At 45.9% G+C, this 25,216-nt stretch carries 39 protein-coding genes; 31 read left to right on the forward strand and 8 right to left on the reverse strand.

Annotation, left to right across the window (positions count from 1 at the left end; all coding sequences use genetic code 11):
- Positions 1–8: 8 nt before the first annotated feature.
- The 27 genes from rpsS to AOC07_RS00450 all read left to right on the forward strand — a co-directional run bounded on the left by rpsS (position 9) and on the right by AOC07_RS00450 (position 13,946).
- The gene (gene rpsS / locus AOC07_RS00320; RefSeq protein ID WP_088525610.1) at positions 9–287 is read left to right on the forward strand and encodes a 30S ribosomal protein S19; all 279 of its coding nucleotides are present in this window, start codon (positions 9–11) and stop codon (positions 285–287) included.
- 7 nt (positions 288–294) lie between these two features.
- Entirely contained in the window at positions 295–627 is a 333-nt protein-coding gene (gene rplV / locus AOC07_RS00325; RefSeq protein WP_215358374.1) for a 50S ribosomal protein L22, read from the forward strand.
- A gap of 8 nt (positions 628–635) precedes the next feature.
- Entirely contained in the window at positions 636–1,463 is an 828-nt protein-coding gene (rpsC, locus tag AOC07_RS00330; protein ID WP_215293449.1) for a 30S ribosomal protein S3, read from the forward strand.
- Between the two features lie 2 nt (positions 1,464–1,465).
- Entirely contained in the window at positions 1,466–1,879 is a 414-nt protein-coding gene (gene rplP, locus AOC07_RS00335; RefSeq protein WP_071464443.1) for a 50S ribosomal protein L16, read from the forward strand.
- A gap of 14 nt (positions 1,880–1,893) precedes the next feature.
- Positions 1,894–2,088, forward strand: a complete 195-nt coding sequence (gene rpmC, locus AOC07_RS00340; protein ID WP_088525613.1) for a 50S ribosomal protein L29 — start codon at positions 1,894–1,896, stop codon at positions 2,086–2,088.
- A 12-nt stretch (positions 2,089–2,100) separates the two neighbouring features.
- On the forward strand, positions 2,101–2,370 hold the full coding sequence (gene rpsQ / locus AOC07_RS00345) for a 30S ribosomal protein S17 (RefSeq protein ID WP_215293451.1): 270 nt from the start codon (positions 2,101–2,103) through the stop codon (positions 2,368–2,370).
- Between the two features lie 183 nt (positions 2,371–2,553).
- On the forward strand, positions 2,554–2,922 hold the full coding sequence (gene rplN / locus AOC07_RS00350) for a 50S ribosomal protein L14 (RefSeq protein ID WP_011901910.1): 369 nt from the start codon (positions 2,554–2,556) through the stop codon (positions 2,920–2,922).
- A 9-nt stretch (positions 2,923–2,931) separates the two neighbouring features.
- Complete coding sequence (rplX, locus tag AOC07_RS00355; RefSeq protein WP_011901911.1) at positions 2,932–3,240, forward strand: 50S ribosomal protein L24; 309 nt, start codon at positions 2,932–2,934, stop codon at positions 3,238–3,240.
- A gap of 16 nt (positions 3,241–3,256) precedes the next feature.
- Positions 3,257–3,799 carry a 50S ribosomal protein L5 gene (gene rplE / locus AOC07_RS00360; RefSeq protein ID WP_215293452.1) on the forward strand — a complete coding sequence of 181 codons (543 nt, stop codon included), beginning with the start codon at positions 3,257–3,259 and terminating at the stop codon, positions 3,797–3,799.
- Positions 3,800–3,808: 9 nt separating this feature from the next.
- Positions 3,809–4,114, forward strand: coding sequence for a 30S ribosomal protein S14 (gene rpsN, locus AOC07_RS00365; protein WP_011901913.1), 306 nt, complete (start codon positions 3,809–3,811; stop codon positions 4,112–4,114).
- 24 nt (positions 4,115–4,138) lie between these two features.
- The gene (gene rpsH / locus AOC07_RS00370) at positions 4,139–4,534 is read left to right on the forward strand and encodes a 30S ribosomal protein S8 (RefSeq protein WP_068947700.1); all 396 of its coding nucleotides are present in this window, start codon (positions 4,139–4,141) and stop codon (positions 4,532–4,534) included.
- A gap of 10 nt (positions 4,535–4,544) precedes the next feature.
- Positions 4,545–5,078, forward strand: a complete 534-nt coding sequence (gene rplF / locus AOC07_RS00375) for a 50S ribosomal protein L6 (protein ID WP_215293453.1) — start codon at positions 4,545–4,547, stop codon at positions 5,076–5,078.
- 13 nt (positions 5,079–5,091) lie between these two features.
- Positions 5,092–5,445: a 50S ribosomal protein L18 gene (gene rplR / locus AOC07_RS00380; protein ID WP_215293454.1), complete on the forward strand. Its 354-nt coding sequence runs from the start codon at positions 5,092–5,094 to the stop codon at positions 5,443–5,445.
- An 18-nt stretch (positions 5,446–5,463) separates the two neighbouring features.
- Entirely contained in the window at positions 5,464–5,982 is a 519-nt protein-coding gene (gene rpsE, locus AOC07_RS00385) for a 30S ribosomal protein S5 (RefSeq protein ID WP_011901917.1), read from the forward strand.
- Between the two features lie 24 nt (positions 5,983–6,006).
- Entirely contained in the window at positions 6,007–6,195 is a 189-nt protein-coding gene (rpmD, locus tag AOC07_RS00390; RefSeq protein WP_215293455.1) for a 50S ribosomal protein L30, read from the forward strand.
- A gap of 24 nt (positions 6,196–6,219) precedes the next feature.
- Positions 6,220–6,660, forward strand: coding sequence for a 50S ribosomal protein L15 (gene rplO, locus AOC07_RS00395; protein ID WP_215293456.1), 441 nt, complete (start codon positions 6,220–6,222; stop codon positions 6,658–6,660).
- Between the two features lie 17 nt (positions 6,661–6,677).
- Positions 6,678–8,012 carry a preprotein translocase subunit SecY gene (secY, locus tag AOC07_RS00400; RefSeq protein WP_215357677.1) on the forward strand — a complete coding sequence of 445 codons (1,335 nt, stop codon included), beginning with the start codon at positions 6,678–6,680 and terminating at the stop codon, positions 8,010–8,012.
- A gap of 4 nt (positions 8,013–8,016) precedes the next feature.
- Positions 8,017–8,235, forward strand: a complete 219-nt coding sequence (infA, locus tag AOC07_RS00405) for a translation initiation factor IF-1 (RefSeq protein ID WP_112202623.1) — start codon at positions 8,017–8,019, stop codon at positions 8,233–8,235.
- A 34-nt stretch (positions 8,236–8,269) separates the two neighbouring features.
- Positions 8,270–8,386 (forward strand): 50S ribosomal protein L36, encoded by a 117-nt coding sequence (gene rpmJ / locus AOC07_RS00410; RefSeq protein WP_012357167.1) that lies wholly within the window; start codon positions 8,270–8,272, stop codon positions 8,384–8,386.
- A gap of 24 nt (positions 8,387–8,410) precedes the next feature.
- Entirely contained in the window at positions 8,411–8,776 is a 366-nt protein-coding gene (gene rpsM, locus AOC07_RS00415; RefSeq protein WP_071464450.1) for a 30S ribosomal protein S13, read from the forward strand.
- Positions 8,777–8,794: 18 nt separating this feature from the next.
- On the forward strand, positions 8,795–9,202 hold the full coding sequence (gene rpsK, locus AOC07_RS00420) for a 30S ribosomal protein S11 (RefSeq protein WP_088525623.1): 408 nt from the start codon (positions 8,795–8,797) through the stop codon (positions 9,200–9,202).
- Positions 9,203–9,320: 118 nt separating this feature from the next.
- Positions 9,321–9,944 (forward strand): 30S ribosomal protein S4, encoded by a 624-nt coding sequence (rpsD, locus tag AOC07_RS00425; protein WP_215293458.1) that lies wholly within the window; start codon positions 9,321–9,323, stop codon positions 9,942–9,944.
- Positions 9,945–9,967: 23 nt separating this feature from the next.
- Complete coding sequence (gene rpoA / locus AOC07_RS00430; RefSeq protein WP_011901925.1) at positions 9,968–10,948, forward strand: DNA-directed RNA polymerase subunit alpha; 981 nt, start codon at positions 9,968–9,970, stop codon at positions 10,946–10,948.
- 16 nt (positions 10,949–10,964) lie between these two features.
- A complete protein-coding gene (rplQ, locus tag AOC07_RS00435; RefSeq protein ID WP_215293459.1) occupies positions 10,965–11,357 on the forward strand; it encodes a 50S ribosomal protein L17 in 393 nt (130 codons plus the stop codon).
- 68 nt (positions 11,358–11,425) lie between these two features.
- Positions 11,426–11,773: a divalent-cation tolerance protein CutA gene (gene cutA, locus AOC07_RS00440; protein ID WP_215293460.1), complete on the forward strand. Its 348-nt coding sequence runs from the start codon at positions 11,426–11,428 to the stop codon at positions 11,771–11,773.
- Positions 11,773–13,446: a protein-disulfide reductase DsbD gene (gene dsbD / locus AOC07_RS00445; protein ID WP_215357679.1), complete on the forward strand. Its 1,674-nt coding sequence runs from the start codon at positions 11,773–11,775 to the stop codon at positions 13,444–13,446. The genes cutA and dsbD overlap by 1 nt, the downstream gene beginning before the upstream one ends.
- 5 nt (positions 13,447–13,451) lie before the next feature.
- Positions 13,452–13,946, forward strand: coding sequence for an MOSC domain-containing protein (locus AOC07_RS00450; protein WP_251371679.1), 495 nt, complete (start codon positions 13,452–13,454; stop codon positions 13,944–13,946).
- Here AOC07_RS00450 and hemB read toward each other — a convergent pair.
- Both hemB and yihA read right to left on the reverse strand, forming a co-directional pair.
- Positions 13,935–14,954, reverse strand: coding sequence for a porphobilinogen synthase (hemB, locus tag AOC07_RS00455; RefSeq protein ID WP_215294247.1), 1,020 nt, complete (start codon positions 14,952–14,954; stop codon positions 13,935–13,937). The two genes, AOC07_RS00450 and hemB, sit on opposite strands and share 12 nt — an antisense overlap.
- On the reverse strand, positions 14,938–15,603 hold the full coding sequence (gene yihA / locus AOC07_RS00460) for a ribosome biogenesis GTP-binding protein YihA/YsxC (protein ID WP_215357682.1): 666 nt from the start codon (positions 15,601–15,603) through the stop codon (positions 14,938–14,940). Before yihA ends, hemB begins: the two co-directional genes overlap by 17 nt.
- A 115-nt stretch (positions 15,604–15,718) precedes the next feature.
- Here yihA and AOC07_RS00465 point away from each other — a divergent pair, with 115 nt between their 5' ends.
- Entirely contained in the window at positions 15,719–16,444 is a 726-nt protein-coding gene (locus AOC07_RS00465) for a cytochrome c (protein WP_215293463.1), read from the forward strand.
- A 69-nt stretch (positions 16,445–16,513) separates the two neighbouring features.
- Here the strand turns inward: AOC07_RS00465 and lysA are convergent, their stop codons facing one another.
- Together lysA and AOC07_RS09370 are read right to left on the reverse strand one after the other, a co-directional pair.
- Positions 16,514–17,812 carry a diaminopimelate decarboxylase gene (gene lysA / locus AOC07_RS00470; protein ID WP_215357683.1) on the reverse strand — a complete coding sequence of 433 codons (1,299 nt, stop codon included), beginning with the start codon at positions 17,810–17,812 and terminating at the stop codon, positions 16,514–16,516.
- A complete protein-coding gene (locus tag AOC07_RS09370; RefSeq protein ID WP_215293465.1) occupies positions 17,812–18,003 on the reverse strand; it encodes a lipoprotein in 192 nt (63 codons plus the stop codon). Before AOC07_RS09370 ends, lysA begins: the two co-directional genes overlap by 1 nt.
- 47 nt (positions 18,004–18,050) lie before the next feature.
- Here AOC07_RS09370 and cyaY point away from each other — a divergent pair, with 47 nt between their 5' ends.
- Positions 18,051–18,434, forward strand: a complete 384-nt coding sequence (cyaY, locus tag AOC07_RS00475) for an iron donor protein CyaY (protein ID WP_215357684.1) — start codon at positions 18,051–18,053, stop codon at positions 18,432–18,434.
- Here cyaY and aroB read toward each other — a convergent pair.
- From aroB to AOC07_RS00495, 4 genes are read right to left on the reverse strand one after another with little or no spacing between them, the layout of a single operon-like run.
- Complete coding sequence (gene aroB, locus AOC07_RS00480) at positions 18,431–19,513, reverse strand: 3-dehydroquinate synthase (RefSeq protein WP_215293467.1); 1,083 nt, start codon at positions 19,511–19,513, stop codon at positions 18,431–18,433. The genes cyaY and aroB overlap by 4 nt on opposite strands.
- Before the next feature lie 8 nt (positions 19,514–19,521).
- Entirely contained in the window at positions 19,522–20,046 is a 525-nt protein-coding gene (locus AOC07_RS00485) for a shikimate kinase (RefSeq protein ID WP_215293468.1), read from the reverse strand.
- 12 nt (positions 20,047–20,058) lie between these two features.
- Entirely contained in the window at positions 20,059–21,159 is a 1,101-nt protein-coding gene (locus AOC07_RS00490) for a secretin and TonB N-terminal domain-containing protein (RefSeq protein ID WP_215293469.1), read from the reverse strand.
- A 17-nt stretch (positions 21,160–21,176) separates the two neighbouring features.
- The gene (locus AOC07_RS00495; protein WP_215357686.1) at positions 21,177–21,875 is read right to left on the reverse strand and encodes a hypothetical protein; all 699 of its coding nucleotides are present in this window, start codon (positions 21,873–21,875) and stop codon (positions 21,177–21,179) included.
- A 135-nt stretch (positions 21,876–22,010) separates the two neighbouring features.
- On the opposite strand from AOC07_RS00495, the gene AOC07_RS00500 reads away from it, so the two are divergent.
- Together AOC07_RS00500 and AOC07_RS00505 are read left to right on the forward strand one after the other, a co-directional pair.
- A complete protein-coding gene (locus AOC07_RS00500) occupies positions 22,011–24,347 on the forward strand; it encodes a penicillin-binding protein 1A (RefSeq protein ID WP_215357687.1) in 2,337 nt (778 codons plus the stop codon).
- Positions 24,348–24,359: 12 nt separating this feature from the next.
- Positions 24,360–25,064 carry a transposase gene (locus AOC07_RS00505; RefSeq protein ID WP_215293472.1) on the forward strand — a complete coding sequence of 235 codons (705 nt, stop codon included), beginning with the start codon at positions 24,360–24,362 and terminating at the stop codon, positions 25,062–25,064.
- The last annotated feature ends 152 nt before the right edge of the window (positions 25,065–25,216 follow it).

Below are 25,216 nucleotides of genomic sequence, written 5' to 3' on the forward strand. Positions count from 1 at the left end.
AAATAGATATGACACGTTCAGCTAAAAAAGGCCCATTTTGCGAAGCCAGCTTGGTAAATAAAGTTGAAGTCGCACAAGCCAACAAAGACAAGAAGCCAATCAAAACTTGGTCACGCCGTTCAACAATTCTTCCAGACTTTATCGGTCTGACAATTGCTGTACACAACGGTCGTCAACACGTTCCGGTTTATGTATCAGAAAACATGGTGGGTCATAAGTTAGGCGAGTTTGCCTTGACCCGTACTTTCAAAGGTCACGCTGCTGACAAGAAAGTTGTGAAGAAGTAAGGGGATGATGATGGAAGTTAAAGCTATTCACAAGAGCGCCCGCATTTCAGCGCAAAAGACACGTTTGGTCGCCGACCAAATTCGTGGTTTGCCGATTGCACGCGCATTAAACATTTTGAATTTCAGCCCCAAGAAAGCTGCCTTCATTGTGAAAAAAGTAGTTGAATCAGCGATTGCAAATGCTGAACACAATAAAGGTGCCGACATTGATGAGCTCAAGGTATCGGCGGTAATCGTTGATAAAGGCACATCCTTGAAGCGTTTCACTGCGCGCGCTAAGGGCCGTGGCAATCAAATCGAAAAACAAACTTGTCACATTAGCGTGACCTTGAGTAACTAAGGAAAGATATGGGACAAAAGATAAACCCAACCGGATTCCGACTCGCGGTAACGAAGAATTGGACATCACGTTGGTATGCAAACAATACTGATTTTGCAAAGATGCTGAAAGAGGACGTTGATGTCCGCATCTATCTGAAGAAGAAGTTGAAGAATGCATCTGTTAGCAAAGTAGTGATCGAGCGTCCTGCTAAGAATGCACGTATCACAATCTATAGCTCACGTCCAGGTGTTGTAATCGGTAAAAAAGGCGAAGATATTGAAGTTCTCCGTCGCGAATTACAAAAGCGCATGGGTGTTCCAGTTCACGTCAATATTGAAGAAATTCGTAAGCCAGAAGTTGATGCGCAATTGATTGCTGACTCTATTACTCAACAGTTAGAGAAGCGCATCATGTTCCGTCGTGCAATGAAGCGTGCAATGCAAAGTGCAATGCGTCTTGGCGCGCAAGGCATCAAGATCATGTCATCCGGTCGTTTAAACGGCGCAGAAATTGCTCGTCGCGAATGGTACCGCGAAGGTCGTGTTCCACTTCATACATTGAAGGCGGACATTGACTACGCAACATCAGAAGCTGAAACAACCTACGGCATCATCGGCGTAAAGGTTTGGGTTTACAAAGGCGATACATTGGGTCGTGGTGCAGAAGCTCAAGTAGCTGCTCCATCTACAGAACCAGCTGCCGAAGAAAAGAAAACTCGTCGTGCTCCAAGCAAAACAGCTGCTCGTAAACCAGCTGCTGGCACTGACAAGCCATTAGTTGCTGCTAAACCAGCAGTAAAGCGTGTGCGTAAGGTCGAAGCACCTGCCGCAGATACGCAGAAGTCAGGAGAGTAAGCATGCTACAACCAAAGCGTCGTAAGTATCGTAAGGAACAAAAAGGCCGTAACACTGGCGTGGCAACACGCGGTAGCTCTGTAGCCTTTGGTGACTTTGGATTGAAGGCCGTTGGCCGTGGTCGTTTAACTGCTCGTCAAATCGAGTCGGCACGACGCGCAATGACCCGTCATATTAAACGTGGTGGTCGTATCTGGATTCGTATTTTCCCAGATAAGCCAATTTCACAAAAACCTGCTGAAGTACGTATGGGTAACGGTAAAGGTAACCCAGAGTACTACGTAGCTGAAATTCAACCAGGCAAAGTGCTTTACGAGATGGATGGTGTGGATGAAACTTTGGCGCGCGAAGCTTTCAAGCTTGCTGCCGCTAAATTACCTTTGCAGACCACTTTCGTGATTCGCCACTTAGGTTGATCGGGATAGAGATTATGAAAAATAAAGAATTAGCAGCTAAAGATCTGACTGGCTTGAACGCAGAATTGACAGAGCTCTTAAAGACTAACTTTAAGCTCCGCATGCAAAAAGGCACTCAGCAACTCACTAATACCAGCCAATTGGGTAAGACTAAACGCGACATCGCTCGTGTAAAGACTTTTATCACCCAAAAGACGGCACAGAAATAAGGAAAAAGGGCTATGACAGAATTATCTAAACCCTTACGCCGCACCCTTGTGGGCCGCGTTGTTAGCGACAAAATGCAAAAAACTGTGACGGTGTTAGTTGAGCGTCAAGTTAAGCATCCAGTGATTGGTAAGTATGTTGGCCAGTCCAAAAAGTACCATGCTCATGACGAAGCTGGCACATACAAGATGGGTGATACCGTTGAAATTGCTGAATCTAAGCCAATTTCACGTACTAAATCTTGGGTTGTGACCCGTTTAGTTGAGGGTTCAAAGGGTATTTAAGGTATTTTTTAGGGGATTTGTGAAGATTCTTCCCAAATCCCTGATTTACGTAGTAGAATAGAAGGCTTCTCTGGTTTTATTGGAGAATCAGTGTTTTTCATTAATTCCGGGTTTTAACTTTCGTTAAAGCCCATAGACGGAACCAAGACTGTTTGCCTTTGGCCAATAAGTTGGGGATTAGAAATGATACAAACCGAAAGTAGATTGCAGGTCGCCGATAACACAGGCGCCAGTGAAGTTTTGTGCATCAAGGTATTGGGCGGCTCTAAGCGTCGTTACGCCAGTATCGGTGATGTCATCAAAGTCAGCGTTAAGTCAGCTGCTCCACGTGGCCGTGTAAAAAAAGGCGATATTTATAACGCTGTTGTAGTGAGAACAGCTAAGGGTGTTCGCCGTCCAGACGGTTCATTGATTAAGTTCGATGCAAACGCTGCGGTATTGCTCAACGCTAAGTTAGAGCCAATTGGCACACGTATCTTCGGACCAGTGACACGCGAATTGCGTACTGAGAAGTTCATGAAGATCGTTTCTCTCGCCCCCGAAGTGATTTAAGAGGCTGATATGAAAAAGATTCGTAAAGGTGATTCCGTAGTTTTGTTGACTGGCCGCGATAAAGGCAAGCAAGGAACTGTAACGGCCGTTCTCGAGAACAAATTAGTGATCGAAGGCGTAAATATTTATAAAAAGAGCGTTAAGCCAAACCCAGCTGCAGGTGTAACCGGCGGCATGATTGACAAGACTATGCCTGTTCACATTTCTAATGTGGCTGTGGTTGACGGTAACGGCAAACCATCACGTGTTGGTATCAAACTCGTTGACGGTAAAAAGCAGCGTTTCCTCAAAACCACTGGCGCAACTTTAAGCGCATAAGGGGCACGGAGAAATTATGAGCACACGTTTCCAAGAACACTACCAAGAAAAGGTTGTTGCTGATTTGATTGCCAAGTTTGGTTACAAGTCGGTAATGGAAGTTCCACGTATCACCAAGGTTACCCTGAACATGGGCTTGGGCGATGCGGTGAATGACAAGAAAATTATCGAAAATGCAGTGGGTGATTTAACTAAAGTTGCGGGCCAAAAGCCAGTAGTAACTAAAGCTAAAAAAGCGATTGCTGGATTCAAAATTCGTCAAGGCTACCCAATCGGTGCCATGGTGACATTGCGTGGTTCACGCATGTACGAATTCTTGGATCGTTTCGTTACTGTTGCATTGCCACGCGTACGTGACTTCCGCGGTATCTCTGGCAAAGCATTTGATGGCCGCGGTAACTACAACATTGGCGTTAAAGAACAGATCATTTTCCCTGAAATCGAATACGACAAAATTGATGCCCTCCGTGGCCTCAACATTAGTATTACGACGACTGCTAAAACCGACGAAGAAGCAAAAGCTTTGTTGGCAGCATTCAAATTCCCTTTCCGCAATTAAGAGGCTAACGTGGCAAAACTATCCCTAATTGAGCGCGAGAATAAGCGCGCTAAAACTGTAGAGAAGTACGCTGTAAAGCGTGCCGAACTGAAAGCAATCATTGCTGATCAATCACGCAGCGATGAAGAGCGCTATGAAGCTCGCTTGAAACTACAGGCACTTCCACGTAACGCAAGCCCGATTCGTCAAAGAAATCGTTGTTCATTAACCGGTCGCCCACGTGGCACATTCCGTAAGTTCGGTTTGGCTCGTAGCAAGATTCGTGAAATCGCCTTCCGCGGCGAAATCCCCGGTTTAACCAAGGCCAGCTGGTAAGCGGCGAAAGAATTAGGAGAACTCATGAGTATCAGCGATCCAATCGCCGACATGTTGACCAGGATCCGCAATGCGCAAGCAGTGCAGAAACCACTAGTCACAATGCCGTCGTCAAAAGTTAAAGTAGCCATCGCAAAAGTTTTGCAAGATGAAGGCTATATCGAAAGTTTTGAAATCAAAGGCGAAGCAGCTAAACCAGTGCTCCACATTGATCTCAAATACTATGCAGGCCGTCCTGTTATCGAGCGTATTGACCGTGTATCGACACCAAGTTTACGTATCTATAAAGGCCGTCATGACATTCCAGAAGTAATGAATGGCTTGGGCATTGCAATTATTTCAACCCCTCAAGGCGTAATGACAGACCGTAAAGCACGTGCAACAGGCGTGGGCGGCGAAGTTATTTGCTACGTAGCTTAAGGAGCGAAATATGTCCCGCGTAGGTAAATCACCAATTACAGTTCCTAAAGGCGCTGAAATCAATATCAATGGTGCAAACGTGACTGTTAAAGGCCCATTGGGTACTTTGACGCATAACTTGCACCCTTCTGTTGGTTTGAAACAAGCAGATGGCGTATTGACAGTTGTTTTGAATAACGACTCACCAGAAGCTGGTGCACAGTCAGGTACAGCCCGTGCTTTGGTAAACAACATGGTTGTCGGCGTAACTACTGGCTTTGAGCGCAAGCTCAGCCTGGTAGGCGTTGGCTATCGTGCTGCTGCTCAAGGTGAAACATTGAAATTGCAGTTGGGTTTCTCACACGACATTATTTACAACCTTCCAAAGGGTGTAAAGGCGGAGACTCCATCGCAAACCGAAATCATTATTAAAGGCTCCAACAAGCAGCAAGTTGGCCAGGTCGCAGCCGAAGTTCGCGCATACCGTTCACCAGAGCCATACAAAGGCAAGGGTGTTCGCTACGTGGATGAGGTTGTGCATCTGAAAGAAACCAAGAAGAAGTAAGCGAGATTAGAAAATGAATAAAGACGAATCCAGACAAAGACGCGCTCGGCAGACTCGTATTCGCATTGCCGAAGCATTGGCAAATCGCTTAACAGTTATCCGTAGCAACACACACATTTCTGCACAGGTATATAGCCCATGCGGAACCAAAGTTGTAGCAGCCGCTTCAACAATGGAAAAAGAATTGCGCCAAGCGATCAAAAACGGCGGCAACGCTGAAGCGGCAAAACAAATCGGCAAATTAGTTGCTGAGCGTGCTGTTAAAGCAGGCATTGTTGATGTTGCATTTGATCGTTCCGGTCATCGTTACCACGGCCGTATTAAGGCCTTAGCTGAAGCTGCGCGTGAAGCCGGCCTGAAGTTCTAATAAGGTTTAGGAAAAAACATGGCAAAAATGCAAACTAAGATGCAAAACGAAGAGCGTGATGATGGTCTTCGCGAGAAGATGATCGCTGTTAACCGTGTAACTAAGGTGGTTAAGGGTGGTCGTATTCTCGGCTTCGCTGCACTCACTGTTGTTGGCGATGGCGATGGCCGCATCGGCATGGGTAAAGGCAAATCAAAAGAAGTTCCAGTTGCTGTTCAAAAAGCAATGGATGAAGCTCGTCGCAAGATGATCAAAGTAACTTTGCGCAAAGGTACTTTGCAGCACACTGTTACTGGTCAACATGGCGCGTCACGCGTTTTGATTTCACCAGCTAAAGACGGTACTGGAATTATTGCTGGCGGCCCAATGCGCGCAATTTTCGACGTAATGGGTGTAACTAACGTGGTTGCTAAGTCACTTGGCTCTACAAACCCGTACAACTTGGTTCGTGCAACCATTGATGGTTTGAGCAAGATGAGTACTCCTGCTGAGATTGCTGCGAAGCGCGGTAAGTCAGTTGAAGAGATTCTCGGCTAAGACCAAAAGATTAGGAATCTACAAATGACAACATCTAACTCCAAAGTCAAACTGCAATTAGTGCGCAGCTTGATCGGTACACGCGAAAGCCACCGTGCAACTGTACGAGGCTTAGGCCTTCGTCGTATCAATTCAGTTTCTGAATTGGAAGACACTCCAGCTGTTCGCGGCATGATTAATAAAGTTTCTTATCTAGTTAAAGTTGTTAGCTAACTAGCAAGCAAATAGGCAAATATTATGGAACTCAATACACTTAAGCCCGCAGAGGGCTCCAAGAAAAACCGTCGTCGCGTAGGTCGCGGCATTGGTTCTGGTCTTGGCAAAACTGCTGGCCGTGGTCATAAAGGTCAAAAATCCCGTTCCGGCGGCTTCCACAAGGTTGGATTCGAGGGCGGTCAGATGCCTATGTACCGTCGTTTGCCAAAACGCGGTTTCGTATCTTTGACACGTCGTCACGTTGGTCAAATTACATTGAACGACCTAGCAAAAATCAATTTGCCAGAGGTGGACTTATTGGTTTTGAAAGCACATGGTTTTGCTGGCGAGCAAATCAATGCTGTTAAGGTTGTTAAGACAGGTGAACTCAAGATTGCCGTAACCCTTAAGGGCATTACAGCGACTGCTGGTGCAAAAGCAGCTATCGAAGCAGCTGGCGGCAAATTGCTTGAAGCGGCTTAATCGATCTTTTATTTAATATGGCTTTAGCACCTACCAATAACACAGGCACTGCAGCAGGAGGCAAGTTTGGCGAATTACGTCAACGCTTGATTTTCTTGGTGTTGGCTTTGCTCGTGTTCCGTTTAGGTGCACATATTCCAGTTCCTGGTATCGATCCAGACCAACTGGCACAATTATTTGCTGGCCAAAAAGACGGCATCTTGGGAATGTTTAACTTGTTCTCAGGCGGCGCGTTATCTCGCTTTACTGTATTTGCCCTGGGAATCATGCCCTATATTTCTGCATCGATCATCATGCAGTTGATGACTATCGTTGTGCCTTCATTAGAGTCTTTGAAAAAAGAAGGTCAAGCGGGTCAACGTAAGATTACTCAGTACACCCGTTATGGCACAGTATTTTTAGCAACTTTCCAGGCACTGGGAATCTCCGTTGCTTTGCAAGCTCAGCCAGGCTTAGTAGTAAATCCAGGTTTGATGTTTGAACTCAATACCGTAGTGACTTTGGTCACTGGCACGATGTTCTTGATGTGGCTAGGTGAACAAATCACTGAGCGCGGTTTAGGTAACGGCATCTCCATCATCATTTTTGGCGGTATCGTTTCCGGCTTGCCGAATGCATTGGCAAGCTTATTAGAGCTAGTTCGTACTGGTTCGATGAATATCATTTCTGCATTGCTGATTGTTGTAATTTGCGTAGCAGTAACTTATTTTGTAGTATTTGTAGAGCGTGGTCAGCGCCGTATCTTGGTGAACTACGCTAAGCGTCAGGTTGGCAATAAGATTTATGGCGGCCAGTCTTCTTATTTTCCATTGAAGCTAAATATGGCAGGTGTTATTCCCCCAATTTTTGCTTCATCCATTATTTTGTTCCCTGCAACGATTGCTGGTTGGTTCACATCAGGCGAACCAGGCAATATCGTCAGCAGAATCATTAAGGACTTGGCGGCAACCTTAGCTCCAGGTCAGCCTGTGTACACCATTTTTTACGCAGCAGCGATTATTTTCTTCTGTTTCTTCTATACCGCTTTGGTGTTTAACAGCCGCGAGACTGCTGAGAATTTGAAGAAGAGTGGTGCATTCGTTCCAGGTATTCGCCCGGGTGATCAAACAGCGCGCTATATCGACAAGATCTTGGTGCGTTTGACATTGGCTGGTGCGATTTACATGGTTTTGGTTTGTTTGCTACCAGAATTTTTAGTCTTGAAGTACAACGTGCCGTTCTATTTTGGCGGTACTTCATTGTTGATTATTGTTGTTGTTGCGATGGATTTTATGGCTCAAGTTCAGTCATTTGTGATGCAGCAGCAGTACGGTTCTTTGATGAAAAAAGCTAACTTTAAGATGGGCGCCTAACTGAATGTCTAAAGACGATGTAATTCAGATGGCGGGTGAGATTGTAGAAAATTTGCCGAATGCGATGTTTCGCGTGAAGCTAGAAAACGGACACGTGGTTCTTGGGCACATTTCTGGAAAGATGCGGATGCACTACATTCGCATTTTGCCGGGAGATAAGGTAACGGTGGAGATGACTCCTTACGACCTGACGCGCGCCAGAATCATATTCCGGGCGAAGTAAAGATTAAGTAGTACCTATTTTTAAGAGGTGAGTTATGAAAGTTTTAGCATCCGTTAAGTGTATTTGCAGAAATTGCAAGATCATTAAGCGCAAACGCGTTGTGCGCGTGATCTGTTCTTCAGACGCACGTCATAAGCAGCGTCAAGGCTGATCTGGTTAATTAAGAGGAAATCTCATGGCACGTATCGCTGGGGTAAACATCCCAAATCATCAACATACTGTTATCGGTTTAACAGCAATTTTTGGTATTGGCACAACTCGTGCTAACAAAATTTGTCAAACCACGGGTGTTGCAATCAATAAAAAAGTTAAAGATCTTACTGACGCTGACTTGGAAAAGTTACGTGATGAAGTAGGTAAGTTCATTACCGAAGGTGACCTTCGTCGTGAAGTAACTATGAGCATCAAGCGTTTGATGGACTTAGGTTGCTACCGTGGCGTACGCCATCGCAAGGGCTTGCCTGTACGTGGTCAACGTACTAAGACTAATGCGCGTACCCGTAAGGGCCCACGCAAGTCTGGCGTGCAACTGAAGAAATAATCAAGAAAGTTTATTGACATGGCAAAACAACAATCCGCTTCCGCCGCATCACAGCGCACTCGAAAGAAAGTTAAAAAGAACGTTGCTGACGGTATTGCACACGTTCACGCTTCTTTTAATAACACCATCATTACGATCACTGATCGTCAAGGAAATGCGCTTTCATGGGCAACTTCTGGCGGCCAGGGCTTCAAGGGCTCGCGTAAGTCAACACCTTTTGCTGCTCAGGTAGCTGCAGAAGTTGCTGGTAAAGCTGCAGTTGAATGCGGTATCAAGAATTTGGAAGTTCAGATCAAGGGCCCGGGCCCAGGTCGTGAATCAGCAGTTCGCGCTTTGAACTCTTTGGGCATCAAGATCACTGAGATTCAAGACGTCACTCCAGTTCCACACAATGGTTGCCGTCCTCCTAAGCGTCGTCGTATCTAAGCTAGGAAGTTGGCAGTACAAGTTTTAGTAGTTTTTTTATTAAAAGCCCACTGTTCATCTGATTTAAAGGGTGAACTCACCGCCGGTCGCAAGACTGCGGCAAAGAAAGGAAAGCATCGTGGCACGTTACTTAGGGCCTAAGGCCAAATTAGCACGTCGGGAAGGTACCGACTTATTTTTAAAGAGCGCACGTCGCGCCCTGTCAGACAAGTGCAAGTTAGATACTAAGCCTGGTCAACATGGTCGTACATCTGGCTCAAGAACATCGGATTACGGCAATCAATTGCGTGAAAAGCAAAAGGTTAAGCGTATTTATGGCGTTTTAGAGCGTCAATTCCGTCGTTACTTCGCAGAAGCTGAGCGTCGTAAGGGCAATACTGGTGAAACATTGCTCCAGTTGCTTGAGTCACGTCTCGACAACGTGGTTTATCGCATGGGCTTTGGTTCAACCCGTGCTGAAGCGCGTCAGTTGGTTTCTCATTGTGCAATTTTGCTCAATGGTAGTCCAGTGAATATCCCATCTATTCAGGTTAAGCCTGGTGATGTTGTTGCAATTCGTGAAAAAGCGAAGAAGCAAGCGCGTATTACAGAATCATTGAATTTAGTTCAGCAAATGTCTGCAGTTACCTGGGTTTCAGTTGACGCTACTAAGCTGGAAGGAACATTTAAGCAAGTGCCCGACCGCGAAGATATCAGCGGCGAAATTAATGAAAGTTTGATCGTCGAATTGTATTCACGCTAATTAGGCACTCTCAAGGAAAAAATATGCAAACAAATTTGCTCAAGCCCAAAATTATTTCTGTTGAAGCGCTTACCGCCAACCAAGCTAAGGTTGTTATGGAGCCGTTCGAGCGTGGCTATGGCCACACACTCGGAAATGCATTACGTCGCGTACTCTTATCCTCAATGGTTGGTTACGCGCCAACTGAAGTAGCAATTGCAGGTGTTGTTCATGAGTACTCCACTTTGGATGGCGTTCAAGAGGATGTAGTAAACCTTTTATTGAACCTCAAAGGTATCGTATTTAAGTTGCAGTCACGTGATGAAGTCACGATCAATTTGCGTAAAGAAGGCCCAGGCGTCGTTACAGCAAAAGATATCGATCTTCCGCACGATGTAGAAATCATGAACCCTGACCACGTAATTGCTCACTTGTCTGCTGGTGGCAAGCTGGATATGCAGATCAAGGTTGAAAAAGGTCGTGGCTATGTGCCAGGTAACGTGCGTCAATACAACGATGAGACTACTAAGATTATTGGTCGTATTGTGTTGGATGCCTCATTTAGCCCAGTAAGCCGTGTTAGTTACGCTGTTGAATCCGCTCGTGTTGAGCAACGTACTGACCTTGATCGTCTCGTTATGACTATCGAAACCAATGGTGTGTTGTCACCTGAAGAAGCGATTCGTCAAGCAGCTAGTATCTTGGTAGATCAGTTGGTTGTATTCGCAGCTCTCGAGAGCAGTGAAGTTTCTGGTGATTTAGCACCAAGCCGCTCTTCAATGGTTGATCCTATGTTGATGCGTCCAGTAGATGACCTCGAGCTCACAGTTCGCTCTGCAAACTGCTTGAAGGCTGAGAACATCTATTACATCGGTGACTTGATTCAACGTACAGAGAATGAATTGTTGAAGACGCCTAATTTGGGTCGTAAGTCTTTGAATGAAATCAAAGACGTATTGGCTGCTCGTGGCTTAAGTCTTGGCATGAAACTCGAAAGCTGGCCTCCAGCTAACCTCGAGAAATAATTAGAAAGGAAGCATCATGCGTCACGGAAACGGCTTACGCAAACTAAACAGAACATCTTCACATCGCCTGGCGATGCTGCGCAATATGTCCAATTCTCTTTTGGAGCACGAAGTGATTAAAACCACTTTGCCAAAAGCAAAAGAATTGCGTATGGTTGTTGAGCCTTTAATTACCTTGGGTAAAAAAGACAACTTAGCAAACCGGCGCTTGGCATTTAACCGCACTCGTGATCGCGATATCGTGACCAAACTCTTTACAGAGCTCGGCCCACGTTATGCAACACGTCCAGGTGGCTACCTTCGTATTTTGAAGTTTGGCTTCCGTCATGGCGATAATGCGCCTATGGCTTTGGTTGAGTTGGTAGATCGCCCAGAAGTTGAAGAAACAGCAGCAACTGAAGAGGCTTAAGTCTCTAGCTTGCAAAAGAAAGCCAGGCTTCGGTCTGGCTTTTTTCATTTACGAGTTATAAAGATGGTATGCCTCAAGCTCTCTCAGTCAATTCTTATAAGCTATTAGTAGTTGTTACTAGTCTTCCAAATATGGAGGCAGCCACGGCTTTGGCTAAAGCCTTGGTTGAGACCCATCTCGCAGCCTGTGTCCAAATTAGCGAAGGGCTGTATTCGGTTTATCGGTGGGAAGGAAAGATTTGTGAAGAGCAAGAGGTGCTCTTGTCAGCCAAAACGGTATTGCATCAATGGGAAGAAATTTGTGCGTTTATTAAAGAAAGTCACCCGTATGATTTACCTGAGGTTTTGGCATTTTCACCAGAACAATATGAGCAACAGTATGGTCAGTGGGTCCGCTCTGAGGTAAATTCGAGGTAATGAGAGCTTACTTTTTTCTGGTGAAGATTTTTGCGCTACTAATTTTGCTTTCTGGGCAAGTATTTGCAGCACCCGATTTTTTACCCCCAGAGAAAGCATTTCGGGTAGAAGCTTCTTGGTTAGAAAATGCTAATCAAATTGAGATCGAATTGATTCCTGCCAAGGGCTATTACATCTACCAAGAATCCCTTAAATTCCAGGCTGGTGCTCGGCCCGGAAACCTACATAATATAAGACCTGCATTACCGTCTGGTATTGAAAAGTTCGATGAAACTTTTCAGAAAAAATTGCAGATATACAAGCAGCCCTTTATGGCGCTATTGGATGTTAAGCCGATTACAGGTAAGCCTATCTATGCAGAGGTGACTCTGCAGGGATGCGCAGAAGCCGGCATTTGTTATCCACCCATGACCTTGAAGTTTTTATTAGCAGGGCCTGTTGTTAAGGCAGCGCCACTACCTGAAATATTGGATGGTGTACAAGCTAGCGTTAGTGCTTCAGTTGAATTTAGCTTGGCTGATTTATGGCGTGAACGAGACGATATTAATGCGATTAGTCGTTTCCTAGAAAGCACAGCTACTGGGTATTTATTCCTAGCCTTTTTTGTATTGGGACTGGCCTTGGCATTTACGCCTTGCGTGTTACCAATGCTCCCGATTTTGTCGAGCGTAATCTTCGGTTCCCAAGGTGGCAAAACAATTTCTAAAGGACGCGCAAGCCTTTTGGCGCTCTCTTATGTTTTAGGTATGGCTATGGTCTATGCATTAGCGGGAACCTTAATGGCGGCACTTGGAGGTAGCGTACAAAGGGCCTTGCAAAGCCCGGTTGCATTAGCTGCCTTTGCCCTATTGCTGCTATCTCTCTCAGGCAGTCTATTCGGCCTCTATCAGCTTCGCCTGCCAAGCTCATGGCATCACCATGTCGATAAGTTGGCGGGTCGTCAAAGGGGGGGTAGCGTGCTTGGAGCCTTTGCCTTGGGCGGAATCTCCACCTTGGTTGCTAGCCCCTGTATTACAGCTCCTTTAGCGGGTGTTTTAGCCTTTATCGCCCAAACAGGGTCTATGAGCCTAGGGGCTGGATTGCTATTTGTCATGGCCTTAGGAATGGGGCTGCCACTTCTTTTTATTGCGATTGAAGCGCGCATTTTGATTCCGTCGACCGGCATTTGGATGATATGGCTACAGCGCACCTTGGGCGTTTTACTTGTGGCTACTGCTGCTTGGATCGCATCTCCTTTGATCCAAAAAAATGAGCCTGCTGGGTCTGTAAAAACAGTGAATGGACAAAAAATCCATCAAAGCGGCGACTTGTCTTTTGTAGTAATTTATTCGCTAGCAGAGTTGGATGCACAGCTAATTAAAGCTAAGCAAGATCACAAATTAGTCTTGCTCGATTTCTATGCGGATTGGTGCATCAGCTGTAAGGAGATGGAGGTAAATACTTTTGCTAATCCAGAAGTCAGCGAGACATTAAAACAATTTGTTTTGCTGCAAGCTGATGTGACTGCAAATAGCCAAGAAAATCAAGCACTGCTAAAGCGCTATGGGCTGTTTGGGCCGCCAGGTATTCTGATCTTTAATCTAAATTCGCAAGAGCAGGCGGATCAACGCGTGATTGGCTATATGCCACCTCAGCGTTTTATTGAGCGCTTGCAAAAATTACTGCGGAAATAATGACGATGTTTAAAATACACTCGATTTATATTGCTTCCCAGGCTGGTCATCTCATGAGTAAAAGGGATAGCGCAAGGCTTACCGCTGGAGTTGGTATTGAGGGAGATAGATATGCTCTGGGTATTGGCGCATTCTCAGGCTCAATCCCGGCAAAGATCAGAGATATCTCTCTTATCGCACTTACAGGTATTGAATCTGCTAACGAAGAGTTAGTAGCGAGTGGATTAAAAACATATCTTCCAAGTGAAGCAAGAAGAAATATCGTTATAGAGGGCATCAGCCCAGAAGATCTCAATCAGTTAGTTGGGAAAGAATTTTTTCTGGGCTCAATTAGGCTAAGAGCTACAGAGTTATGCGTTCCTTGCGAGCGCCCGGCAAGCCTAAGTGGGAAGCCCAATTTTATTTCTACCTTTAAAAATAGAGGCGGTATTAGGGCTCAAGTTTTAGACTCTGGTGAAATCAGAGTTGGCGATCAATTCAAGGATGTTTTACTTGCTTGACTGAATGAGTCTTGCCGCTTCAAGTGCGAAGTAAGTGAGAATACCATCAGCACCTGCACGTTTAAATGCTAGCAATGACTCCATCATGACGGCATCGTGATCGAGCCAACCATTTTGTGCGGCTGCTTTAAGCATGGCATATTCACCGCTTACTTGATAAGCATAAGTGGGGTAATTAAACTCTTCCCTAACTCTGCGCACGATGTCTAAATAGGGCATACCTGGCTTGACCATGACCATATCAGCACCTTCGCTAATATCCAGAGCAATCTCCCGTAAAGCCTCGTCGCTATTAGCACAATCCATTTGATAGGTTTTTTTATCAGCCTTGCCTAGGTTCTTTGCTGAACCTACTGCATCTCTAAAGGGGCCATAAAACGCAGAGGCGTATTTGGCTGAATAAGCCATGATGCGCGTATGAATCAATTGCTTTTGTTCGAGCGCTTCACGAATTTTTCCAATGCGTCCATCCATCATGTCTGATGGTGCAACGATATCGACGCCGGCCTCAGCCTGAGTAATCGCTTGCTGAACCAATATTACAGTCGTCTCATCATTGAGGATGCGACCTTGATCATCAAGCACCCCATCTTGACCATGGCTTGTGTACGGGTCAAGCGCAACGTCTGTCATGATGCCTAAATTGGGGAAGCGTTTTTTGAGTTCGCGGACTGCAGCAGGAATGAGTCCTTTAGGATTAGAGGCTTCTTTGCCGTCTGGAGTTTTTAATGCTGCATTAATGACTGGAAATAATGCTAATACAGGAATCCCTAGATCCACGCACTCTTGCGCAACTGGAAAGAGTAAATCTAGGGACATGCGACTCACGCCAGGCATTGAGGCAACACTTTCTGATTTGCCTTCGCCTTCGAGCAAGAAAACAGGGTAAATCAGATCGCTTGCTGAAACAGAATTCTCTTGCATGAGGCGACGTGACCACTCATCACGACGCATGCGGCGAGGGCGATGCCCCGGAAAATTAAGCAACGAGTTAGCTGGTGATGTCATCTTCATGAGTTTCTGCTTCAAATAGCCATTTAATAATTAAATTATCTGCCTCTTCAAGGCCAATACGTTTTGTACTTGAAAATAATTGTGCCGTAAGTTGCTTGGAGTCGCCCGTGCCATCAGGTAATGCTGGATCATATTGCTGCAGTTGCTTCTTAACAGCCTCAAGAGCGTGTTTGCATTCGCTTTTATTCAATTTGTCGCATTTACTCAGCAAAATGTGGATTGGCTTGCCAGTTGGCACAAACCACTGAATCATTTGCTCATCTAGGTCGGTAATCCCGCGCCGGGCATCCACAATCAGGACCATGCCGACCAATTGTTCCCGCTCTTGCAAATAGTCGCTTAGAAGGCTATTCCAGTGGTATTTGGTTTCATGGTTAACAGCGGCATAGCCGTAGCCTGGCAAGTCCACCAAATAGGCTAAAAGGTCATCTTTAGCGAAAAGGCCAAAATAGTTGATATGTTGGGTGCGACCAGGCGTTTTACTGGCAAAAGCGAGCCTTTTCTGATTGCAAAGGACGTTAATAGCACTGGATTTGCCAGCATTTGAGCGGCCAGCAAAGGCTACCTCACGCAGGGGCGTGGCAGGCAGACAATGGGTGTCATTGACTGTGGTGGCAAATCGGGCTTGAAAGAGTTTAGACATGTCCTGAAGCTATTGTAAAATCACGCAAAATCATGAAATATCTCATGGTGTTGGGTAAAAAGGTTGTAAATGCAGGGCCCAAACACTTTTAGGAATTTTTGCCAAGGTAAACATAATGCGTCAAAGCTCCCAAATCTCCAAATTAACTGGCTTACGTGCTGGTTTTGCGGTTCTTTCTATTTTCGCTCTGATTGGTATTTCTGGGGCTGCCATTGCTTCTGATGCCGCTCCAATGGCTCCAGCAGTTGAAGCCAAGGCTGCAGTGCCAGGCAAACCAAAGGCTGATCCGGCTGCTGGTGAGGCTCTTTACTCCAATGGAGACGCGACCCGTGGTGTAACCGCTTGTATTACTTGCCATGGCCCGAAAGGCCAAAGCGCAGTTAGTACATGGCCTAAGTTATCTGCGCAACACGCTGCATATACCACTAAGCAATTGAAGAATTTTAAAGAAGGCACTCGTGCTAACCCAATCATGATGGGTATGGCTGCAACATTGACAGAACAAGATATGCAAAACATTTCTGCCTTCTTGTCTAAGCAAGTGATCTCACAAGGCGTTGCACAAAACAAAGAAACGATTGAGCTGGGTCAAAGTATTTACCGCGGTGGTATTGCTGCCAAGGGCGTTCCAGCTTGTGCTGCTTGCCATAGCCCTACAGGCGCTGGTATTCCTGCTCAATACCCATTGTTAGGTGGCCAATGGGCTGATTACACAAATGCACAGCTGCTTGCGTTCCGTGAAGGCGTTCGTAAAAATAGTAGCCAAATGACAACGATTGCGACCAAACTTTCTGATAAAGAAATGAAAGCTGTTGCCGACTACATCGCTGGCTTGCATTAACAAATTCTGAGTTTCAATAAAAAGCCCGCTCATGAAGCGGGCTTTTTATTTGCTTCTACTTTTCGGAAATTAGTTTGGTAGCATTGTTTCGCTTGAAAACAGGTCTGATGTTTTTTCACGGGCACGAATGACATAAGCACTTTTGCCATCAACCATAATCTCTGCTGGTTTTGGGCGAGTGTTGTAGTTCGATGCCATCACAAAACCATAAGCGCCAGCAGAAAGAATTGCTAGAAGATCACCCTCCTCCACTGCAAGTTTGCGATCTCTACCAAGCCAATCACCAGATTCACAGACAGGCCCAACAACATCGTAGGTCAAGCTCTTAGCCTCTTTGGTTTCAACAGGAACAATGCCATGATGCGCTTCATATAAGGCTGGGCGCATCAGTTCAGTCATGGCAGCATCAACAATGCAGAAGTTTTTCTCGACACCAGGTTTGAGGTACTCAACAGTGGTGAGCAGTACGCCGGCATTGCCTACCAAGGATCTGCCTGGCTCAAGAACAACATCTAGATGAGCAAAACCTCTATCTGCTACATGGTTCAAAAGAGTATTGGTGAACTCAGTAATATCAGGAGGTATTTCATCGCTATAGGAGATTCCGAGGCCGCCACCCAGATCAAGATGATGAATCACAATGCCTTCTTTCTTGAGGATCTCGACTAAATCTAAGACTTTATCTAAGGCGTCTAGGTAGGGCGCGGTCGTGGTAATTTGGGAGCCAATATGGCAGTCAATTCCAACCACATCAATCTGTGAGAGTTGGCTAGCCTCACGATAAGTTTTCAAAACCTCGTGATAGGCAATGCCAAATTTATTTCCTTTTAAGCCGGTAGAAATGTAAGGGTGTGTTTGCGCATCGACATCTGGATTAACGCGCAAAGAAATTGGAGCGCGGCAGTTCAATTTGCTTGCGACACGATTGATATTGTGAAGCTCGGCAATGGATTCCACATTGATACACTTCACTCCAACCTGAAGCGCAGAGGCGATTTCAACAGCAGATTTACCAACGCCGGCGAATACGAGACTTCTAGGATCGGCGCCAATCGCGAGAGCACGAGCTAATTCACCACCACTCACTAAGTCAAATCCCGCACCGAGTTTTTTGAAGCAATCAATCACCGCCAAATTACTATTGGCTTTCATGGCGTAATGCACGCGTGCACGGCGCTTGCCATTGCTATCAATGCAAGCCTTGTCATAGGCCTGGTAGGCCTCAGTCAGCGCCTTTTTGCTGTAGATATAGAGCGGCGTACCAAATTCTTTTGCTAAGTCTGCAAGCGGAATTTCTTCGGCATACCAATGACCTTCACGCTCAGTAAATCCAGATAATTTGGGAAGTGGAATTGCCTTACTTGTCATTACTTGGCCGATGATGAATTGCTGGTATCAGCAGGAGTTTGTGGTGGATAGAGCTTGCCTTTTGGTTCCGGCTCCGTTGGGGCTGGCGGCACATTTGGTACATTTGGAATAAATAGAGGACCCCTAACCCCACATCCAGCAAGGGCTATTAGGAGGGCAATACAGAGGGCTCTATTGAGAATCGCTATCATGAATGTCTCTAAAACGAATGATTGAATATAGCATGCAGGACTCGGGTATGAATCCAAATAATTTGAGCGTGGAAACCATTGATGACAAGCAGTTTCATCAACTGGGTAGCAATTTATTGCAGTCTATTGAGGTGGCTTTAGAAGCCGCTGACGATGAACTGGATCTCGATTTGGATGTGGAGCGCCAGGGGGGCAACGTCATCACTATCCGCTTTCGGGATAAAAGCGTGATTGTGGTCAATACGCAGCCACCTTTGCATGAAATTTGGGTGGCAGCTAAGTCTGGCGGCTATCACTACCGATGGTCAGGAACCCTAGCTAAGCCTTTGTGGCTTGATACCAAAACCGGCAAAGAATTGCTGAGTGATTTGACTAATTTCGCCAGCGTACAAGCTGGTCAAGCGGTCAAGATTGGATTGCTTAATCCTTAGACTGCGCCAGTAGCGGCCAAGGTTTCGATTACCTGGATATCAGGCACGCTCTTGATTTGAGCCTTACCCATTTTTTCCAAGAGCACATAGCGAATTTGGCCGCCCTCAGTTTTCTTATCAACCTGCATTAGTTCCATATAGCGTTCTGCGCCAAATTTTGGTGGAATGGTTGGCAAGTTCATTGACTTGATAATTTTTGTGAGGCGCTCCAGCTCCGCTTTACTGATGAGGCTTAAGCGACAAGATAAATCAGCGCCCATCACCATACCGCAGCCAACGGCCTCGCCATGTAGCCATTCCCCGTAACCCATGCCAGCCTCTATTGCATGTCCAAAGGTGTGGCCAAAGTTGAGGGTTGCACGAATGCCGCCCTCTCGTTCATCGGCAGAGACTACTGTGGATTTAATTTCGCATGAACGAAGTACTGCGTGACCCATTGCATCGGTATCGCAAGCAAGTAAAGCCGATGCATTTGCTTCGATCCAATCTAAAAATTGAGCATCAGCAATTGCACCGTGTTTCACTACTTCAGCAAGCCCAGCCGAGAGCTCTCTGGGGGGCAAAGTCTTGAGCGTGTTGAGATCTGCAATGACGGCTACAGGTTGATGAAAAGCCCCAATCATGTTCTTGCCCAAAGGATGATTGATACCAGTCTTCCCTCCAACCGAAGAATCAACCTGGGCTAGCAAAGTAGTGGGAACTTGAATGAATCGAATGCCTCGCATAAAACTGGCCGCAGCAAAGCCCGTCATATCTCCAATCACGCCACCGCCTAAGGCTATCAACATGGTTTGGCGATCGGCACCAAACTTCAAAAGATCATCAAAAATAAGCTGCAGATTTTTCCAGTCTTTGTATGACTCCCCATCAGGCAGAGTAATCGTCCTGACAGGTTTTCCGAATATTTCTATGGTCTTAGAAAGGCGTGCAGCATAGAGTGGCGCAACCGTAGTATTAGTAACGATATAAATTGAAGTTGCTTTTTCGCAGGCAGAAAATAAGCTGGGCTGATCAATCAGGTCGGTGCCAATGTAGATTGGATAGCTGCGGTTGCCAAGATCAACTTCAAGTGTTTTCATTATAGTTTTCAAGCGGAGAGTTCAAGTTGCATGATTAGGGTGTTGACCAGTTGATTGACGCTGGGCTTGCCAGTTTCAATAACGTGATCAGCAATTTCGCGATAAAGCGGGTCGCGAATGATATATAAATTTTCTAGAACTTTTTTAGCGTCACCATTGCGAAGTAGGGGGCGTCCTTCACTACCCTTGGTGCGATGCCAAAGCTCGGTTGGATTTGCATGTAGATAAATCACGGTACCGTATTCGCTGAGGGCTTGACGATTTTCAGGAAGCAAAACTGCTCCGCCTCCGGTGGCAAGAACAATGTCATGTTCGCTGGTAATTTCTCGAATGGCTTGAGCCTCGCGTTTGCGAAACCCTTCTTCACCTTCCATTTCAAAGATAACCGGAATCTTTACACCACAGCGTTCTTCAATCACATGATCGGCATCTAAAAAGCGGCGCCCTAATTTTTTGGCCAACACTTTTCCGACCGTTGACTTTCCGGCGCCCATGAGGCCGATTAGAAAGATATTGTTTTTCGAAGAGTTCACCCTTCGATTTTATTAGGGTTTGTCGAGAACGGTAGGGGTTAGGAAGACCAGTAGTTCGGTTTTATCTTGTAATTTAGATTTATGGCGAAATAAGTGGCCAATGAGCGGAATATCTCCCAGTAAAGGCACTTTGACTTCATCCTCTCGTTCTGTGGTTTGAAAAATGCCCCCAATGATGGCTGTGCCACCGTTTTCAACGGTAACCTCAGAACTCAGGCTTTTCGTATCAATTGCGTACCCTTGTTCAGTTTTCATCCCAATGGTGTCTTTGTTGATGCCAACCAGCATGGAGATCTTTCCATCAGGATGAATTTTTGGCAAAACCTCTAAACGTAAATTTGCCTTCCGAAATTGCAATTTGCTGCCACTTTGGGAGGTGGTTTGATAGGGGAGCTCAGTACCTTGCTCGATCGTAGCTTTTACCTGATCTCCGGTCATGATGCGTGGATTGGAGAGGATCTTGCCTTGACCGTCGGACTCAAGGGCAGATAGCTCCATTTGCAAAAGACGGCTCCCGCTTTTTGAAACGAGAGTTGCGGCGACTGTTGCTGGATTAAAGCCGCTTAATCCCGACCCACCCAAATCAACATTACTAGATAGTTTTTTATCTGGGCTAATGCCTAAAGAGTTTGCTTGGTAACCAAGCTTGACTCCCAGCTCGCGGGCAAAGCGCTCATCTGCTTCTACAATGCGGGCCTCTATGAGGATTTGTCTTGGACTATTAATATGGTCGCCACCAAAGGGCAGAGCGGCATCTTCACGCCGATGCTTTTGGAATGCAGCAATTTCTGCATGGGGGCCGATCCAGTAAATATCCCCGTTGCGAACTAGCCGCAGCCCCCTGCTCGCCAGAATCGAGTGAAGCGCTGTTTGCCACGGGGTATTCTTGAGCTCAACAGTAATTCTCCCTTTGATCGATTCGCTCAATAAAAAGTTAGTGTTGCCAAGCTTGGCAAGGATCTGTAAAAGTTCGACGACTTCAATATCGGTAAATTGCAGACTAATGGGAGCATCCACTAAATTTTGTTTAGGCATGTTTGCCTGAGTGGGGTCAACTAAAAAAGTGAGTAAAAGACTAATACAAAAGCCGAATTTTCTTATTTGTTTATTCATGTGTTTTAGGCTTTGTTTCATTCGGATTTGGAGGGTCTGAGAATGACAGTTTTGCCCTGAGGGTGGGTGAAAGCGGCAAAGTCTTTTTCAAGCTGCGTCAATCGCCAATCGCCCAAAACGAGCGCACCTGTTTCAAACATCGCGTTGCTCCTACCGGCTTGGAAAAACCCTTGGTGGGCGCCACCCATTTGACTTACCCCTAAATAACGCCAGCGTCGAAGTTCTGACTCATGAGGATGGGTCTTGGGCTTAGCAACAGCCCTGCTGATTGGCTTATTTTCCTTTAATGAGTGAATACTTACTTCTATTAATTCTATTACTTCATATAGATCATCTTGATCACGTTCCAGATCAGTGCGCAATAGGGCAAACGCTTTTTTGAGTTCAGATATCTCCTTAGGGGAGTCTTGAGCTAGGACTTCAGAACTTCTTTTTAGGGACTCATAGGCCATTAATAACGCTATGCCAACAGCGATTGCGCATAACCCTAAAGCGAAAGCACCCCCTAATTTATGCACTTGAATGGGCGGGATTAATTTTTTTAAATCCTCCAGTTTTGGCTGCCCATTATTCTGGTTTTGATGCTCGGGGCGATCGATTTTTGGGGAGCTTGTTTTGCGGATTCCGTTTGGATCAGGAATAGCTGGATCGTCACCAAGCTCACTCAAGATTTCATCGAAAGAACGGGGGGAAATATGGCGGGATGGCATCACCATATTTTTTATACTTAAGCAATGGATTGCCATCAGCATGGTTTGAACCTTATGTCGGGAAAGATCAGTTAAAAAACCCAAAAACAAGGGTTTTGGAGCTTTTAAGAAAATTACCCAAGCACCCTATAATTTGAGCTTATGGCCCTCCCACCAAAAGATAAGCCGCCACAAAACCAGCGACCAGTCCGTCAGTTCGACAGAAGTCCACGGCATCCACGAGTAGGGCCTGGCTCACCTCGTAAATCTTCTAGCAATCCTTTAGTGAAGGCCATGCTAATTATTGGCGTGGCATTTGCCTTGGTAGTAATGCTTTTAATGGGTTATGCCTTTTTGGTGGCAAAACCGAACTTACCGAAAATCTCGGCATTAACAGACTACAACCCAAAAACACCACTCCGGATTTATACGGCAGATAAGGTATTAATTGGTGAGTTTGGCGAAGAGCGCCGTAAGGTTATTCCTTTGGACGAAATACCGCTTAGCATGCGCAATGCTGTTCTAGCTATTGAGGATGATCGCTTCTACTCTCATGGCGGAGTCGACTATGTAGGCATTTTGAGGGCCGCCCTGACTAATTTGCGTGGGCATTTATCTCAGGGTGCTTCAACCATCACCATGCAAGTAGCGCGAAACTTCTTTTTGAGCAATGAGAAAACGTTTAGTCGAAAAATCTATGAAGTGTTGTTGGCCTGGGAAATTGAGTCTCAGCTAACAAAAAACAAGATTCTTGAAATTTACATGAATCAAATTTTCTTAGGGCAAAGGGCCTATGGCTTTTCAAGTGCAGCCCAGATTTATTTTGGTAAAGAATTAAAAGACATCACAATTGCTGAGTCTGCAATGTTGGCTGGCTTACCTAAGGCTCCCTCGGCATATAACCCCGTAAGCAATTTCCGTCGCGCCAAAATTCGTCAAGAATATATTTTGCAGCGCATGCGGGATCTAGGATACATTTCATCGGAAAACTATCAAAAAGCCATGGTTGAGGAGTTGCATATTCGCGGCCTTGGCAATGAATTTGCGGTGCGCGCGGATTTCCCAGCAGAAATGGTGCGTCAGCTTTTGTTTACTCAATACGGTGAGGCCATTTACTCGCAAGGAATAGATGTTTACACAACAATCTTAAAAGCAGATCAAGATGCTGCCTATAAGGCAGTCCGTCGCGGTATTTTTGAGTATGATCTGCGTCATGCTTATCGTGGTCCAGAGGGTTTTATCGACCTTCCTGAGGATCGGGTGAAGCGTCAGCGTGCCATTGATGAGGCTTTACTTGCTTACCCACAGTTGGATGATTTGCAATCAGGGGTTGTGCTGGATGTAAAGCCAAAAGAAATGCAAGTCATGATTGCTACGGGCGATACGATTACCTTGAAGGGTGAAGGTATGAAATTAGCATCGGCATCGATCACTGATAGCACCCAGCCTAAAAAACGCTTACGTCCAGGCGCTGTCGTGAGATTGCTTTTGGATGGTGGGGTTTGGAAGTTAGCACAATTGCCTCAAGTCGAAGCAGCTTTCGTCTCAATGAATGCAGAGACCGGCGCGATCTTGTCCTTGGTAGGTGGCTTTGACTTCCGTCGCAATCAATTCAATCACGTGACTCAAGCGCTGCGTCAGCCAGGCTCATCCTTTAAGCCTTTCATCTATGCAGCGGCAATTGAAAAAGGCTTTACGCCAAGCACCATGGTGAATGATGCGCCTTTATCGATTGGCAGCATGGAGACTGGAAGTCAAGCTTGGGAGCCAAAAAACTACGATGGTAAATATGAGGGCATGATGCGATTGCGCAATGCTTTGGCTAAATCGAAGAACTTAGTTTCTGTTCGCATTATTCGTGCGATTGGCCCTTCTTATGCACAAGAATATATTCAGCGTTTTGGCTTTGAGCCTGAAAAACACCCACCTTATTTGACAATGGCTTTGGGTGCAGGTTCGGTGACGCCATTGCAAATGGCGTCGGCCTATAGCGTATTTGCAAATGGTGGCTACCGCGTTGACCCCTTCTTGATCGATAAGATGGTTGACTCCAAAGGAACAGTTTTGTTCGAGGCAAAGCCTGCCCGTGTTGGTGACGGCGCCAATCGTGTTTTGGATGCCCGCACTGCTTTTGTAATGGACAGTATGTTGCAAGAGGTTACTAAGACAGGCACTGCAGCATCTGCTAGAGCTAAGCTCAGTCGTAATGATATTGCCGGAAAGACTGGTACTACCAATGATTCACATGATGCTTGGTTTGCTGGATACAACCCAAAAGTAGTTGCGATCGCTTGGATTGGTTTTGATAAGCCGGCCAGCCTGGGTGATCGTGAGACTGGTGGCGGTCTTGCCTTGCCAATGTGGATATCCTATATGTCAGTAGCTCTGAGGGATGTGCCGCAGGAGTCCCGCGTGGTTCCAGAGGGTGTGACACAATCCGATGGAGACTGGTTTATTCCTGACTTTTCTCGTAGCGGTGGCCCACGCGAACTGCAATAGTTCGTTTTCAACATGGCTCGGCAAGCGCGCACTGTAATACCTGGCCAAGCAATGCATGTCATGGTGCGCGGCAATAATCGAGAAACTCTTTTTTTTAACCCAGAAGATCGTCACATTTATTTGGAGTGGTTGCGAGAAGCGGCAAGACAATTTGCCTGTGCAGTCCATGCATTTGCCTTAATGCCTAACCATGTGCATTTGCTGATGACGCCACAATATGAAGATTCACTTGCTAAAACAATGCAATCTCTAGGTAGGCGCTATGCGCAGTACTTCAATCAACAACACCACCGGTCGGGAACAATTTGGGAGGGCCGCTATCGCTCTTCCTTGATTGACCCGGATTATTTTTTGCGTTGTATGCGCTACATTGAACTGAACCCGGTGAGGGCTGGCTATGAATCAAGTCCTCAAAATTCAGGGTGGACTAGCTTTGCCACCCATATCGGCGGTAAGGCGGATCCATGGCTGGTGGATCATCAGGTTTTTTGGAAGCTCGGAAACACCCCTTTTGAGAGGCAAATGAAATGGGCAGAGTTTGTCAAGGATGGTGCACCTCACTGGGAAGACCGACAGATCACCGAATCCTTGCTTCGATCTAAGCCTTGGGTAAGTGATATCTACGCAAACAAGCTTTTTAAGGAAAATCCAGATATTGCTAAAATTCGATACCGTGGACGCCCTAGAAAAATTAACTCAATAAATTCAATTACTTAGATTCTTTCTGCTGTGCCTCTGCTTGACTTCTGAATGACTCTGTCCCTATTTAAATAATTCATTTTGGTGCGGTTAGTTAAAAAATGGGACAGACACATTTTATTTCTATTGCATCGGTATGGGTATTCACCTATATTTGATCCTCCAAAAGT

Source organism: Polynucleobacter sp. UB-Raua-W9 (assembly GCF_018687435.1).
In the GTDB taxonomy this organism is placed as follows: Bacteria; Pseudomonadota; Gammaproteobacteria; order Burkholderiales; family Burkholderiaceae; genus Polynucleobacter.